Raw genomic sequence first — 14,681 nt, forward strand, 5'->3', positions numbered from 1 at the left:
CCCCCGCATGTCAACGCGAAACGGAGCGCCCGGCCAGGCGCCACGCCGTGCGGCACCCGGCGGCCGTCACAGGCGGCGGATGATCGCGTCCGCGAACGTGCCGGTGCTGCCCGTGCCGCCGAGGTCCGCTGTCAGCGAATCCTTCGCCTCGAGCGTGGCGATGATGGCGCGGCGCAGGCGCTCGGCGTCGTCGACCTTGCCCATGTGGTCCAGCATCTGCGCCGCCGCGAGCAGCAGCGCGCACGGATTGGCCTTGCCCTGCCCCGCGATGTCCGGCGCCGTGCCGTGCACGGCTTCGAAGATCGCCGCATCGGTGCCGATGTTGGCGCCCGGAGCCAGACCCAGCCCGCCCACCAGGCCGGCGCACAGGTCGGAAATGATGTCGCCGAAGAGATTCGTGGTGACGATCACGTCGAACTGCTCGGGCCTCATGACCAGCTGCATGCAGCAGTTGTCCACGATCATCTCGTTGCATTCGATGTCGGGATATTCCTGCGCGACGGTGCGGGCGGTCTTCAGGAACAGGCCGGAGGTCGACTTCAGGATGTTCGCCTTGTGCACCACCGTGACCTTCCTGCGACCAGTCCGGCGCGCGAGCTCGAAGGCGTAGCGCACGATGCGCTCGGAGCCGCGGCGCGTGGTCCGGGTGATGGAGGTGGCGGTCTCGCCGTCCTCCGACACCTGCTGGCCTTCGGCGCTGTAGGCGCCTTCGGTGTTCTCGCGCACCGTGACCAGGTCGATTCCCGACGGGAAACGCGACTTGGTGTTCGGGAACGACTTGGCCGGGCGCACGTTGGCGTACAGGTCGAAGCGCTTGCGCATCTCGACGTTGATCGAGCTGAAGCCTTCGCCGACGGGCGTGGTCAGCGGGCTCTTGAGCGCAATGCGATTGCGGCGGATCGAGTCCATCGTGCTCGCGGGCAGCAACTCGCCCTGCGACTCGAGCGCGGTGAGGCCGGCGTCGGCGAATTCGTAGCTCAGCCCGAGGCCCATCGTGTCGAGCACGCGCAGCGTGGCCTCCATGATTTCGGGGCCGATGCCGTCGCCGCGGATCACCGTGATGGTTTGCGTCATGTCTGATTTCCGGAGGGTGGCGCGCGGAAAGGCGCGGCGCCGAATTGGAGCCGGCCATTATGCCGAAGGCCCGGACGCGATGCCGGGCCTTCGTCGCGGACCGCCGCTTCTCGGCGGCTCAGCCGTGGTCGTGCGCGACCGGCGCGGGCTCGCCCTGTTCGAGGCGGTCGAGGAAGTCGACGGCGCGGCGCAGGTGCGGGATCACGATCGAGCCGCCAACGACGAGGCCGACGGAAAAGGCCTCGAACATCTCGTCGCGGTTCACGCCGGACTCCCGGCACTGGGCCACGTGGTAACTGATGCAGTCGTCGCAGCGCAGCACCATCGACGCGACGAGGCCCAGCAACTCCTTCGTCCTGACGTCGAGCGCGCCGGGTTGGTAGGTCTGCGTGTCGAGTGCGAAGAACCGGCGCACGACCTGGTTCGGCTCCGCGAGGATGCGCGCGTTCATGCGCTTGCGGAACGCGGTGAACTCCGCAAGGCGGTCCTTCTCGTTGCCCGCGCTCATGCGCCGCCTTCCAGCAGCGACTCGAGGCCGCCCTTGCGATGCAGCGCGATCATGTCGTCGTAACCGCCCACGTGCGTGTCGTTGATGAAGATCTGCGGCACGCTGGTGCGCCCGGTGGCGTCGATCATCTTCCGGCGGACTTCAGCGTCGGTATCGATGCGGACTTCCGACCACGTCTGTCCCTTGCTGTGCAGGAAGTTCTTCGCTGCCACGCAATAGGGGCATACGGCGGTCGTGTAGATGACGATGTTGGCGGGGCTGCTCAAGTGGGGTCTCCTGCGTTCATCACCTGACTATGGAGGCCGGACCGGGCCTTTGCCAGCCCTCCGCACGGAACACAGAGACCTTGCGGAACGAAGGACCGGTGCACCGGTCGAACGCTGCTTAACGGGCGATTCACGCCCGGCGTTCGCCCCCGCGTCATGCTCGACGTGCGGCGCGCCCGCATTCCACCGGGGAACTCTCTTGCTTCGCAGCCTGCTTGCCGCCGCCATCGTGATCGCCGTCGCCGCCCCGCTCGCCTGCGCCCAGGAGACGCGGCTGCCCGATATTGGCTCGTCTGCCGGCGAGCTGATCACGCCGGCACAGGAAGACGCCTATGGCGCGATGACGCTGGCGCAGCTGCGCCACTTCGACTACGTCCTCGAAGACCCGTTGATCGACAGCTGGCTGGACACGCTCGGCCATCGACTGGCCGGCGCTAGCGACGACACCAAGCGCCACTACACCTTCTTCATGCTGCGCGACCGCCAGATCAACGCGTTCGCAACGCTCGGCGGCTACGTGGCGATGAACTCGGGCCTCGTGCTTGCCGCCGACCGCGAGGACGAAGTGGCCGGCGTGCTGGCCCACGAGATCTCGCACATCACGCAGCAACACGTTCTGCGCAGCGTGGAACGGCAGAAGCAGGACCAGATCCCCACGCTGCTCGCGCTGCTCGGCGCGATCGTCGTGGCGCAGCAGGCGCACGGCAATACGGGGGCCGACGCGGCGTCCGCCGCCATGTCGGCGGCAATGGGCCTGGCCGCACAGCGACAGATCAACTTCACCCGCGCCAACGAAACCGAGGCCGATCGCGTCGGCATGCAACTGCTCGCGCGCAGCCATTTCGACCCGCGCGCGATGGCCGATTTCTTCGCGAAGCTGCAGTCGCGCATGCGCACCAACGAGGCGAGCGCGTTCGGCGACGAGGAGCCCGACTACCTGCGCAGCCATCCGATGACGCTCGCACGCATCACCGAGGCCCGCGATCGCGCCGAGCGGCTGCGCACGCAACCCAATTACAGCGGGACGTTCGCGACCGACAACCCGATGCTGCCGGCCGGCCTGCGCCTTGAAGCCGGTACCGGAGCCGGCCCGACCGGCCTGTTCGACTACGCCCGCGAGCGCCTGCGCGTCATGAGCGCACTCACGCCGGCCGCCGCGATCCAGGAATACACGGCGATCAAGAGCTCGCGCGCGCTGACCGACGCCGAACAGTACGGGCTCGCCGTGGCCTTCACGCTTGCGGGGCAGCCGAAATCCGCGCTGCCGCTGCTGACCGCCGTGGTTGCGCGCAAGCCGGCCGACGTCTGGCCTCAGTTGGCCCTTGGCGAGGTCGAGGCCGCGAGCGGCAATGGCGCCGCCGCAGACGCCCGCTTCGAAGCCCTGCTGCGGAAGACCCCGGCGAGTCGCGCGGTGGTGCTCACGTACGCCAAGGTGCTCGGCGAGCGCAGCAGCCCGGCCGCCGGCAAGCGCGCGCAAGCGATCCTGCGGCCGCTGATGTCCAGCCTCTCGGAGGACCCCGTTTTCCAGCGCACGTTCGCGCGTGCCAGCGAAATCGCCGACGACCCGGTGCGGGCGGGCGAGGCCCACGCCGAAGCCGCTTACCTCAGCGGGCGCCCCGAACTGGCGCTCGTGCAGCTCAATACGCTCAAGAAACGTCCCGACCTCGACTACTACTCGCGCACCCGCATCGAGTCCCGGATCGCCGCGATCACCCCGACGGTCCTCGAGCTGCACCGCCAGGGCATCCACGACGAGGACCTGAAGCGCTGAGCGGTTGTCACTGTGCTGTAACCGGACGGTAGTGTAGTGACCGCATCCGAACTTGGCCGGTAGCCGCGTGCACAAGCGCATCCTCATCGTCGAAGACGAGCCCGCGATCCGCGACATGGTCGCCTTCGCCCTGAAAAAGGGGGAGTTCGATCCCGTCCACGCGGGCGACGCGCGCCAGGCCCAGGAAGCGATCGCCGACCGCGTGCCCGACCTCATCCTGCTGGACTGGATGTTGCCCGGCACCAGCGGCCTCGAGCTGGCCCGTCGCTGGCGCCGCGAGCCGCTGACGCGCGAGGTGCCGATCATCATGCTCACCGCTCGAGGCGAGGAAAACGACCGCGTGAGCGGGCTCGAAGCCGGCGTCGACGACTACGTGGTGAAGCCTTTTTCCGCGCGCGAACTGCTGGCGCGCATCCGCGCCGTGCTGCGGCGCAGCCGCGAGGACGACGAGGACGGCTCGGTCGTGGTCGGCGCGATGCGGATCGACGGCGCGGCGCATCGCGTGGTCGCGCGCACCGCGTCGGGCGAACAGCCTGTGCAGATCGGTCCCACCGAGTACCGTCTGCTGCACTTCTTCATGACCCATCCCGACCGCGTCTACTCGCGCTCGCAGCTGCTCGACCATGTCTGGGGCGGCAGCGTGTATGTCGAGGAACGCACGATCGACGTGCACATCCGCCGCCTTCGCAAGACGCTCGAGCCGACCGGACAGGACGGCATGGTGCAGACCGTGCGTGGCGCCGGCTACCGGTTCTCCGCATCGCCCGAGTCGTGAGGCCACGGCCGGCCGGCTCCGGCGCGCGGCCGTTTAGACTGTGCGGATGACGTCCAGCGCCCGCTCCGCCTGGTTGCGAACGCTCGGCCTGGTCGCAGCGCCGATCGGCATCGCGCTCGTGCTCGGAGCGCTTGTCGGCCAGCCGGCGCCGGGAATCGCGATCGGCGCGCTGGTCGCGCTCGCATGGCAGACCTGGCGCACGCAATCGTTGGTGCTTCGACTGACGTCCGGGCGTCGCGCGCAACCGGATGCCCCGGCGGACATCCAGGGTGAAATCGAGCGTCTGCTGTATCGGCGCCAGACCAGCATGCGACTGCGCAAGCGCCGGCTGGTGGCCATGCTGCGCGCCTATCGCGCCGCCGCCACCGTGCTGCCGGACGCGGTGGTCGTCGTCGAGCGCGAGACCCAACGCATCGTGTGGTTCAACGAGGCCGGCACCACGCTACTGGGCCTGCGTTATCCGAACGACCTGCAGGCGTCGATCGTCGAGTGCCTGCGCGGGCTTCCGCTGGCTTCGTGGCTGGCGCGCGGCCGCAACGCCGGGCCGCTGGAAGCCGGTTCTCCGCTCGATGCGACGACCACGCTGAGCCTTCGCCTGCTGCCCTATTCCGACGATCTCTGGCTGCTGGTGGCGCGCGATGTCAGCCGCCTGCTTCAGCTGGAGCAGATGCGTCGCGATTTCGTCGCCAACGTCTCGCACGAACTGCGCACCCCTCTCACCGTCCTGCACGGCTACCTCGACATGCTCGACCCGTCCGAACAGCCGGAATGGGCGCCGATGCTGGAGGAAATGCAGCGGCAGTCCACGCGCATGACGCAACTGGTCGAAGATCTGCTCACGCTGTCGCGCCTGGAGTCACGCGCCGACCTGCCGGCGGAGGAAACTGTCCCGATGTCGGGCATGCTCGCGGCGCTCCGTCGCGAGGCGCTCGCGCTGGGCCAGGGCCGCCACACGGTGGACGTCGAGGACCGCGCGGGCGTCGACCTGCACGGTTCGCCGCGCGAGTTACACAGCGCGTTCTCGAACCTGGTCGCCAACGCCGTGCGCTACACGCCGGAAGGCGGGCGCGTGCTCATCGTCTTCGATCATGAATCCGACGGCGAGGCGGGCGATGGCGTATCACTGTCGGTAACGGACACCGGCCCCGGCATACCCGCCGTTCACCTGCCGCGCCTGACCGAGCGCTTCTACCGCGTATCGAACAGCCGCTCGCGCGAAACCGGCGGCACGGGCCTCGGCCTGTCGATCGTCAAGCATGTGCTCGCGCTGCACCAGGCGCGTCTCGACATCCGAAGCGAAGTCGGGGTCGGCAGCACGTTTTCCTGTCACTTCGGCGCTGCGCGCGTGCGCGACCGCCTGCCCCTGGAGCAGTCCGCATGAGCGATCACGACAGCAGCGACGACCTGCTGCGCGACCCATCGCTGTACTTCAACCGCGAGCTCTCCCAACTCGACTTCAACTTCCGCGTGCTCGCGCAGGCGCAGGACGGCTCCGTGCCGTTGCTCGAGCGGTTGCGCTACCTGTGCATCAGCTGCACGAACCTCGACGAGTTCTTCGAGATCCGCGCGGGCACGCTGCAGCACGCACAGGAACTCGGCCTCGCCGCGGGCCCCGATGGCCTGGTTCCGTCCGCCACGCTTGCGCGCATCCACGAGCGCGCCGCCGAGCTGGTCGCCGCACAGTACGACTGCTGGAACACGGTGCTGCGTCCGGCGCTCGGCGACGTCGGCGTGCGCGTGTTGCACCGCGACGCGTGGAGCGACGCGCAGACCGACTGGCTGCGCAAGCATTTCCTCGACGACATCCTGCCGGTGCTTTCGCCGCTGGGGCTCGATCCGGCGCATCCGTTCCCGAAGATCCTCAACAAGTCCCTGAACATCGTGGTGGTGCTGGAAGGGCGCGACGCGTTCGGCCGCGCCGGGCACCTCGCCATCGTGCGTGCGCCGCGCTCCTTGCCGCGCATCATCCAGCTGCCGGAAGCCGTTTCGGGCGGCCCCAGTGATTTCGTCTTCCTCTCCTCTGTGCTGTCGGCGTTCGTCGACGAACTGTTCCCCGGCATGCTGGTCAAGGGCGCGTACCAGTTCCGCGTGACGCGCAATTCGGAGTTGCTCGTCGACGAGGAGGAGGTGGAGAACCTCGCCCTCGCGCTGAAGGACGAGCTTCTCGGACGCGGCTACATGCGCGCGGTACGCCTCGAGATCGCCGAGCAGTGCCCGCCCGACATCGTGCAGTTGCTGCTCGCCAACTTCGAGCTCGACGACAGCGCCGTGTACCGCATCAACGGCCCGGTGAACCTCAATCGCGCGATCCAGGTGTATGACCTGGTGAAGCGGCCCGACCTGAAGTTTCCGCCGTTCACTCCGCGGATCCTCCCAGGCGTCGAATCGATGTTCGAAACGATCGCCTCGCACGACGTGGTCCTGCACCATCCGTTCGACTCGTTCACGCCGGTGCTGGAACTGCTGCGGCAGGCGTCCGAGGATCCGAACGTGCTGGCGATCAAGCAGACGCTGTACCGCGCCGGCAAGGATTCGCAGATCGTCGAGCACCTCATCCAGGCCGCGCGAAACGGCAAGGACGTGACCGTCGTCGTCGAGCTGCGCGCGCGTTTCGACGAAGAGGCGAACCTCGGCCTGGCGGATCGGCTGCAGGCGGCCGGCGTGCAGGTGGTATACGGGGTCGTCGGCTACAAGACGCACGCGAAGATGCTGTTGATCGTGCGGCGCGAGGGCAAGGGCCTGTGCCGCTACGTGCACCTCGGCACCGGTAACTATCACTCCGGCACGGCGCGCACCTACACCGACATCGGGCTGCTCACCGCCGACGCCGACATCGGGCACGACGTACACCTGATCTTCCAGCAGATATCCGGGTTGTCGCCGTCGCTGGAGCTGAGGCGGATGCTGCAATCGCCATTCACGCTGCACAGCGGGATGCTGATGCGCATCGACCGCGAAGCGCGCAATGCGCAGGCCGGCCTTCCCGCGCGGATCATCGCGAAGATGAACGCGCTCAACGAGCCGCAGGTGATCCGCGCGCTCTATCGCGCCTCGCAGGCCGGCGTGCGCATCGACCTGATCGTGCGCGGCGCGTGCTCGCTGCGCCCGGGCGTTCCAGGCGTATCCGACAACATCCACGTGCGTTCGGTCGTGGGCCGGTTCCTCGAGCATTCGCGCGTCTACTGGTTCCAGAACGGCGGCGACCCGGAACTGCTGTGCGGCAGCGCGGACTGGCTCGAACGCAACCTGCTGCGCCGCGTGGAGACAGGGTTCGTGATCGTCGATCCGCGGGTGGCGCGGCGCATCTATTCCGAGGTGCTGGAGAACTATCTCGAGGACACCTGCAACGCGTGGGAGCTGGCCCCGGACGGCCACTACGCCCGCGTGCAGCCGGCTGATGGCGCAGCGCCGTACTCGGCGCAGCTCAAACTCCTGTCGAAGCTCTGCGGATGAACGGGCTCCTGCACAGCGCGAGGCTTCCGCTCAAGGATGGCGACCAGCTCGCCGCCGTCGACCTCGGCTCCAACAGTTTCCACATGGTGGTGGCCAGCTATGTGCTCGGCCAGTTGCGCATCGTCGACCGCATCAAGGAAACGGTGCGGCTCGCGGAAGGGCTGGAGAAAGGCGCGCTGACCCCGCCCGCGCGCGAGCGTGCGCTGGAATGCCTGGAGCGCTTCGGGCAGAGGCTTCGCGATATTCCACCGCAGCACATTCGCGCGATCGCCACGAATACGGTCCGCCGCCTCGCGACGCCCCAGGCCTTCCTCGGCCCGGCCGAAAGCGCGCTCGCGCATCCGATCGAGGTGGTCTCCGGCCGCGAGGAAGCGCGACTGATCTACCTCGGCGTCGCGCACGAGCAGCCGCCCAAGGCCGGCCATCTGCGGCTCGTCATCGATATCGGCGGCGGCTCGACCGAATTCATCATCGGCAGCGGCTTCGAAGCGATCGAGCGCGAGAGCGTGCAGGTGGGCGCCATCGCCACCACGCGACGCTTCTTCGCTGACGGGAAGCTTTCGCGCAAGCAATGGAAGAGCGGCGTGGCGGCGGTGAGCGCCGAGCTGCAGCAGTTCGCGGGCACCTACCGTTCGCTGGGCTGGGACGAGGCCCTCGGTTCGTCGGGAACGGCGCGCGCGATCGGCGAGATGTGCGCGGCCATGAAGTTGACGAAAGGCGCGATCACCGCCGAGGCGCTACCAAAGGTGCGCGACCGGCTGCTCGAGTTCGAGCGGATCGACGCGATCGCGTTGCCCGGCCTTTCGGAGGATCGGCAGTCGATCATCGCTGGCGGGCTGCTGGTGATGGAAGCCGCGTTCGATGCGCTCGGCCTGCAGCGGCTGGCCGTCAGCAAGGCCGCGATGCGCGAGGGCATCCTGTACGACATGCTCGGACGCGGCGGCCTGGATGATCCGCGCGAGGCATCGGTGCTCGCGCTGACCGAGCGCTACGGCATCGATCGCGCGCAGGCGCAACGTGTCGAGCAGACGGCGCTGCGGTTGTTCGACCAGGTGGCGGTCGAAGGCGCGCTCGACGGCGACGATCGCCTGATGCTCGCCCGCGCCGCGCGCCTGCACGAGCTCGGCCTCACGATCGCGCACAGCAAGTACCACCTGCACGGCGCCTATATCGTCGAGAACTCCGACATCGCCGGTTTCTCGCAGCAACAGCAGCAGTTCCTGGCCGCGCTGATCCGCACGCACCGGCGCCGCGCGCGCAAGACGGACTTCGACGCCCTGCCCGATCGGCTGCTCGCCGCCGCGCGGCATATCGCAGCGCTGCTGCGCGTGGCGGTCGTTCTGCATCGCGGGCACGACGGGGAACCGATCCCGCAGTTGTCGGCGCGCATGCAGGGCGAGCGGCTGACCGTTTCGCTCGACTCGCGATGGCTCGAACGCCGCCCTCTATTGAAAGCGGACCTGCGCACCGAACAGGGGTATTTCGAAGGCCTCGACATGGAGCTGGTGGTGGAGACGACGTAACGGCTGAAAAGGCGCCGCGGCTCATTCCCGCGTGCCCGGCGTTGCCGGCGCGCCGAGCCGGTACCAGTCGACGCGTCGGGTCACGGTCATGATGCCGGCGAGGATCGCGAACAGCAGGCCCGCGCCGAGCACCAGCGCGTTGTCTTCCGATATCAGCAGGCCGTACAGCGCGCCATACAGCAGCGCCAGCATCGCCGCGAATGCACCGCCTCGCGCAGCGCTTCGAAGTACCGCGCTCAGGTAGAAGCCGATCAGGCCGATGCAGGCCCCGCTCGCGACGACGTAAGCCACGCCGAAGTCGACGTGCTCGCCCAGGCTCACCAGCAGCAGGAAGAAGATCACCAGCGCGAGGCCTACAAGCCCGTATTGGATCGGGTGGATCGGCAGCTGCCTGACGAGCTCGAACATGAACAGGCCGACGAACGTCAGCACCACGAACAGCACGCCGTACTTCGTCGCGCGGTCGGCCTGCGTGTAGGCGTCGACCGGTTCGGCCAGCACCACCCCGAGCACGTCGATGCCGCCCGTCGCGTTGCCCGTGTCCGTCCCCGCGAAGGGCAAGGCGACCGCACCGCCAAGGAACTGGCGCTGCGCATCGGTCGCCACCGACGCCACCTGCCACTGCGCCCGGAAACCGCCGTCGGTGATCCGGCTCCGCCACGGCGACAGGCCCTGGAAGCTGGGATGCGGCCAACTCGACACGAGGTCGATGCGGTTCCGCTTTGCGATCGGAACGATTCCCAGCGACTCGGCACCGGCCAGCTGCATGTCCAGTCGCGTCGCAAGAGCGAGATGGGCGCCCGGCGCGAGTGCGGCGAGGCGCGCGTGCAGCCCACTGCCCGCGCGGATTCCCGAGCCTTCGTGCAACTCCATCTCGACGCCGTCCACGCGCAGGCGCGGCGCGCCGTGCAGGCCGCGCACGTCGGTGATGGCATAGCTCAGCACGGGCACGCCGATGACGCGTTCCGCGCCGGGCGCGGCATCGTCCGGAATGGTCGCGTCGAACTCGGCCGCCAAGGTCGCCGTCCACTCGTAGACGGGCACCGCGTAGATACCGCGCTTGCGCGTCGCCGGAACGAGCGGCCCGCCGGCTGCCAGGCGCGTCGGAAAGAATGTCCACTGCGACCAGCGACGCTTGCGCACCGTGTGCGCCACGCCGTCGCCACCGGGCTCGTCGAACTCCGCGATCTCCGAATACGGCACCGTGAGCACGGGGCCGGTCACCGCCTGCGGCCCGGCATAGGAACGCATCACGTCGGCAACGGCCTGCCGGCGATACGACTGTCGTTCCGCGGTTACCCCGTGCACCAACGCCAGCGGGATCAGGATGGCGAGCGTCATCGCCGCCACTAGCACCATCTTGAACCACATGCGCATTGCATTCGTCCTTGGAGGAGAGATGCGTGCACTCTCCAACGCGGCCGTGCGCAGGCGATGGCGCTACGGTGAAGCGGGCATGAAGTCAGACCGGCAGGTCGATGCTGGCCTCGGCACCGCCGTCGTCGCGATTGCGCAGGCGAGCGTGCCCGGCATGCAGGTGGGCCACCTCCGCCACGAAGCAGAGCCCGAGCCCACTGCTGCGGCTGCCGCCCTCCGGGCGCGGCAGCGAATAGAACCGCTCGAATACGCGCGCGGTGGCGTAGTCCGGAATACCGGGGCCTCGATCACGCACATGCAGCTGCAGGTGGTCACCAATGCGCTCGGCACCGAGGTCGATATCGGTGCCCTCCGCTGCGAAGTCGGAGGCGTTCTCGACGAGGTTGACCAAGGCCTGGCGCAACAGGAATGCGTCGCCATCCCGCGTGGGCAGATCGGGCCCCACACGTACACGAAGCGACTGCCCGCGCGAGCGCAGCCGCTCCGTGCAATCGGCGGCGACCCCTGCCAGCAGTTCGCCGACGTCGATAGGCGCGGGGGCTTCAAGTCTCTGGCTATGCTCGACGGCGGCGAGCGCCAGCAGGTTGTCGATCATCCGTGCAAGGCGTTCGCTCTGTGCGCGGATCCCGGAAACGAAACCGCGGTGTTCGGCTTCGGTCATTGGCCGTTCGAGGAGCTCCGCACTGGCGCGTATCGCGGCCAGCGGGCTCTTCATCTCGTGCGTGAGCGTGTGCACGTACTGCTCGACGTACTGCTTGCCCTCGAGCTTGGTGCGCATCGTTTCCAGCGCGCGTCCGAGTTCGGCGAACTCGCCCGCGGTGGAAGGCAGGACCGCGCGGTCACCGGCGGTGACGGCCTGTGCGTAGCGTTGCAACATGCCCAGCTGGCGCGACAGCCACCACGCCGCCGCCAGCCCGGTCAGCAGCGCGGCGCCGAGCAATCCGGCGCCCCATCGCGTGATGATTCCCTGGCTGCGTTCGATGAAAGGCTGCAGGACGCGGTTGGGTTTCGCGACGGTCAGCACGCCGATGAGCCGGCCCGTTTCGTCGCGCACCGGCGCGGCCACGTGCATCACGGTGGAGGTCGGGTCGGAAGGATCGGAAAGCGTCGAGCGCGCGCCATAGCGGCCGTGCAGCGTGCGGTACACGTCGTTCCACCGCGAGAAGTCGCGACCGGTGGCGACGCCGTCGCTGTCGAACACCACGACCCCGCGCGCATCGGTCACGTAGATCCTGTAGTTGGTGCGACGCTTGGAAAAGCCCCAGATCGCCGCGGCCGGATCGCGGTTGCGCAGGTCGCGCACGTGCCTGGCGAAGCGGCCATCGCGGATGTGTCCCGCCGCAAGGTCGTCGGCCGCGAGCTCGGCGAGAACGTTCGCGGTGTCGACGAGGGTGTCCTCCATCGCCTGCCGCACGCCTGGCTTCACCTGGGCGACGAACACCTGGGTGACGATCAGGCCGGCCAGCGCGACGATCGCGAAGTAGCCCAGGAAGATGCGCAGGCCGATGCGCATGTCAATCCAGGTGGAGCGAGTAGCCGAGCCCGCGCTGCGTGCGGATCGGGTCGGCTTCGGGCACGGCCGCGCGCAGTTTCGCGCGCAGCGTCTTGATGTGGGTATCGACCGTCCGGTCGGTGCTGTCGCTGTCCCCGCCCCATACGCGGTCCATCAGCTGCGCGCGGCTGAGGATCGCGCCGGGGCGTTGCAGCAGCGCCGCCAGCAACCCGTACTCGTACCGCGTCAGGTCGAGCGGCTTGCCGCGGAACGCGATCCGGTGGCCTTGCGCGTCATGGGCGAACGGCCCGGACGACGCGGCGCCGCCGCTTCGACGCAACACTGCACGCACCCGCGCCGCCAGTTCGCGCGGCGAAAAGGGCTTGGCCACGTAGTCGTCGGCGCCGATCTCGAAGCCGAGCACCCGGTCGGCCTCCGCATCGCGCGCGGTCAGGAAGATCACGGGCAGGTCGGCGCGGCGACGCAGTTCGCGGCAGAGCGCGAAGCCGCCGATGTCCGGAAGCCCGACGTCGAGGATCGCGAGGTCGTGCGTTCCCTTCGCCGCCAGGTCCAGCGCATGTCCGCCCGTCAGCGCATGGTCGACGTCGTGGCCGTCCTCGCGCAGGGCGAATTCGATCGTGCGCGCGATCGCGCTTTCATCCTCCACGAGCAGGATCCGCCCCATCCGCGCCCCCTCGATGACAGCCGGCAGTGTGCCACCGCGTAGGCTATGCGCATGAACTACCGCCACGCCTTCCATGCCGGCAACCACGCCGACGTGCTCAAGCACACCGTCCTGCTGATGCTCTGCGAGGTGCTGGCCGACAAGCCGGCCCCGCTGTTCGCACTCGACACGCACGCCGGCCGCGGCATCTATCGCCTCGACGACGCCAAGGCCCAGCGCACCGGGGAGGCCACCGGAGGCGTCGGTCGCGTGCCCGACAGCGACGTGCCGATTCCGCTGCGCCCTTACGCGGCGGCAGTCGCCGCCTGTCGCGCCGCACACGGCCCGAGCGCGTATCCCGGTTCGCCCTGGTTGCTGGCGCACGCGCTGCGGGCGCAGGACCGCATCGCATGCTGCGAGCTGCAACATGACGAAGCCGACGCACTGCGGGCGAATTTCGCCGGCGATCCGCGCGTCGCGGCCCACGCGCGAGATGGCTACACGGCGATGCATGCGCTGTTGCCGCCCCGGATCGGCACCGAGCGCTTCGGTCGCGGCCTGGTGCTGATCGACCCGCCTTTCGAATCGCAGATGGAGGAATTCGACGTCGCGATCACCGCGCTGCGCGATGCCTTGCAGCGCTTTCCGCAGGCCACCTACGCGCTCTGGTATCCGATCAAGCTGCGGCGCACCCTGCACCCGGTTTTCCGCCGCCTGGCCGCGCTGCCCGCCAAATCCGTGCTGGTTGCCGAAGTCCTGGTGCGCCCCGACGACTCGCCGCTGCGCATGAATGGCAGTGGCCTGGTGCTGTTCAACGCGCCGTGGAAATTCGACGCGCGGCTGCGCACGCTCTTGCCGGCGCTGGCGCGGGTGCTCGGCGACGAGGGGCGGGGCACGTGGCGGGTCGACTGGCTCAAGGCGCCGGAATAGAGCAGCCTCGGGAGCCTGCGCTCACGCGGGTGACGATTCCGGCCCTTCGCCCTTGATGTCGGGCTCGAAGAAGCTCCACCGGATCTCCGGGAACGTCGACTTCATGCCGCGCTCGACCGCGTTGATCGCCGCGATCAGTGCTGTTTCGCTGCCGGTGTCGCGCATGTGCGCCTGCACCGACACCATGGCGTCGTTGCCGAGTTGCACGGTGATGAGGTTGAGCACCTGCGTGACTTCCGGTCGCGCCTGCAGGAACGCGTGCAGTTCGCGTTCGCGCAGCGGGTCCATGCTCTGGCCGATCAGCATCGCCTTGATCTCGACCGCGACGAACATCGCGACCACCACCAGCAGCACGCCGATCGTGATCGTGCCCAGGGCGTCCCAGATCGGGTTCCCGGTCAGCACGGTCAGCAGGATCGCCGCGAGCGCGAGGACCAGGCCGAGCAGCGCCGCGAGGTCCTCGCCGAAGATCACCAGCAGTTCCCCCTGGCGGCTCTCGCGGAACCATCTGGCGAGCGAGCGGCCGCCGCGCGCCTTCGCGACTTCCTGCAGGCAGGCGCGCATCGAAATGCCTTCGGCAATCACGCCGAACACCAGCACGCCGGCGGCCCACCACCAGTCCTTGAGGGGCTCGGTGCTGTGCAGCTTATGGATGCCCTCGTACAGCGAGAACATGCCGCCGACGGTGAACAGCATCACCGCCACCAGGAACGACCAGAAGTAGATCGCCTTGCCGTAGCCGAGCGGGTAGTCGGGCGACGGCGGCCGCTTCGACTGGCGCACGCCGATCAGCAGCAGCACCTGGTTGCCGCAGTCGGCGAAGGAATGCACGGTTTCGGCCAGCATCG

At 68.6% G+C, this 14,681-nt stretch carries 13 protein-coding genes; 6 read left to right on the forward strand and 7 right to left on the reverse strand.

All coding sequences use genetic code 11. From position 1 onward, the window contains the following. Nucleotides 1–66: 66 nt before the first annotated feature. The 3 genes from FW784_RS00720 to grxC all read right to left on the reverse strand — a co-directional run bounded on the left by FW784_RS00720 (nucleotide 67) and on the right by grxC (nucleotide 1,848). Entirely contained in the window at nucleotides 67–1,074 is a 1,008-nt protein-coding gene (locus FW784_RS00720; RefSeq protein WP_149351443.1) for an isocitrate dehydrogenase, read from the reverse strand. Nucleotides 1,075–1,192: 118 nt separating this feature from the next. Continuing rightward, nucleotides 1,193–1,582 (reverse strand): carboxymuconolactone decarboxylase family protein, encoded by a 390-nt coding sequence (locus tag FW784_RS00725; RefSeq protein WP_149351444.1) that lies wholly within the window; start codon nucleotides 1,580–1,582, stop codon nucleotides 1,193–1,195. Next, nucleotides 1,579–1,848, reverse strand: coding sequence for a glutaredoxin 3 (grxC, locus tag FW784_RS00730; protein WP_149351445.1), 270 nt, complete (start codon nucleotides 1,846–1,848; stop codon nucleotides 1,579–1,581). The genes FW784_RS00725 and grxC overlap by 4 nt, the downstream gene beginning before the upstream one ends. 199 nt (nucleotides 1,849–2,047) lie before the next feature. Here grxC and FW784_RS00735 point away from each other — a divergent pair, with 199 nt between their 5' ends. From FW784_RS00735 to ppx, 5 genes are all read left to right on the forward strand, one after another. After that, nucleotides 2,048–3,619 (forward strand): M48 family metalloprotease, encoded by a 1,572-nt coding sequence (locus FW784_RS00735; RefSeq protein ID WP_235893522.1) that lies wholly within the window; start codon nucleotides 2,048–2,050, stop codon nucleotides 3,617–3,619. A gap of 67 nt (nucleotides 3,620–3,686) precedes the next feature. Next, nucleotides 3,687–4,394, forward strand: coding sequence for a phosphate regulon transcriptional regulator PhoB (phoB, locus tag FW784_RS00740; protein ID WP_149351446.1), 708 nt, complete (start codon nucleotides 3,687–3,689; stop codon nucleotides 4,392–4,394). Between the two features lie 46 nt (nucleotides 4,395–4,440). Further along, nucleotides 4,441–5,775, forward strand: coding sequence for a phosphate regulon sensor histidine kinase PhoR (gene phoR, locus FW784_RS00745; RefSeq protein WP_149351447.1), 1,335 nt, complete (start codon nucleotides 4,441–4,443; stop codon nucleotides 5,773–5,775). Beyond that, nucleotides 5,772–7,847: a polyphosphate kinase 1 gene (gene ppk1, locus FW784_RS00750; protein WP_149351448.1), complete on the forward strand. Its 2,076-nt coding sequence runs from the start codon at nucleotides 5,772–5,774 to the stop codon at nucleotides 7,845–7,847. The genes phoR and ppk1 overlap by 4 nt, the downstream gene beginning before the upstream one ends. After that, nucleotides 7,844–9,370, forward strand: a complete 1,527-nt coding sequence (ppx, locus tag FW784_RS00755; protein ID WP_149351449.1) for an exopolyphosphatase — start codon at nucleotides 7,844–7,846, stop codon at nucleotides 9,368–9,370. Before ppk1 ends, ppx begins: the two co-directional genes overlap by 4 nt. 21 nt (nucleotides 9,371–9,391) lie before the next feature. Here ppx and creD read toward each other — a convergent pair whose 3' ends face one another. The 3 genes from creD to creB form a co-directional block, all read right to left on the reverse strand. Further along, entirely contained in the window at nucleotides 9,392–10,747 is a 1,356-nt protein-coding gene (creD, locus tag FW784_RS00760; protein ID WP_149351450.1) for a cell envelope integrity protein CreD, read from the reverse strand. Nucleotides 10,748–10,832: 85 nt separating this feature from the next. Then, on the reverse strand, nucleotides 10,833–12,260 hold the full coding sequence (gene creC / locus FW784_RS00765) for a two-component system sensor histidine kinase CreC (RefSeq protein ID WP_149351451.1): 1,428 nt from the start codon (nucleotides 12,258–12,260) through the stop codon (nucleotides 10,833–10,835). Nucleotide 12,261: 1 nt separating this feature from the next. Next, a complete protein-coding gene (gene creB, locus FW784_RS00770; RefSeq protein ID WP_149351452.1) occupies nucleotides 12,262–12,924 on the reverse strand; it encodes a two-component system response regulator CreB in 663 nt (220 codons plus the stop codon). A gap of 51 nt (nucleotides 12,925–12,975) precedes the next feature. On the opposite strand from creB, the gene FW784_RS00775 reads away from it, so the two are divergent. Beyond that, entirely contained in the window at nucleotides 12,976–13,833 is an 858-nt protein-coding gene (locus FW784_RS00775) for a 23S rRNA (adenine(2030)-N(6))-methyltransferase RlmJ (protein WP_149351453.1), read from the forward strand. A gap of 21 nt (nucleotides 13,834–13,854) precedes the next feature. On the opposite strand, the gene FW784_RS00780 is transcribed toward FW784_RS00775, so the two are convergent. Then, a partial coding sequence (locus FW784_RS00780) for a cation diffusion facilitator family transporter (RefSeq protein WP_149351454.1) occupies nucleotides 13,855–14,681 on the reverse strand: 827 nt, incomplete at its 5' end.

The organism is Cognatilysobacter lacus, assembly GCF_008274655.1.
GTDB classification, from domain to species: domain Bacteria; phylum Pseudomonadota; class Gammaproteobacteria; order Xanthomonadales; family Xanthomonadaceae; genus Cognatilysobacter; species Cognatilysobacter lacus.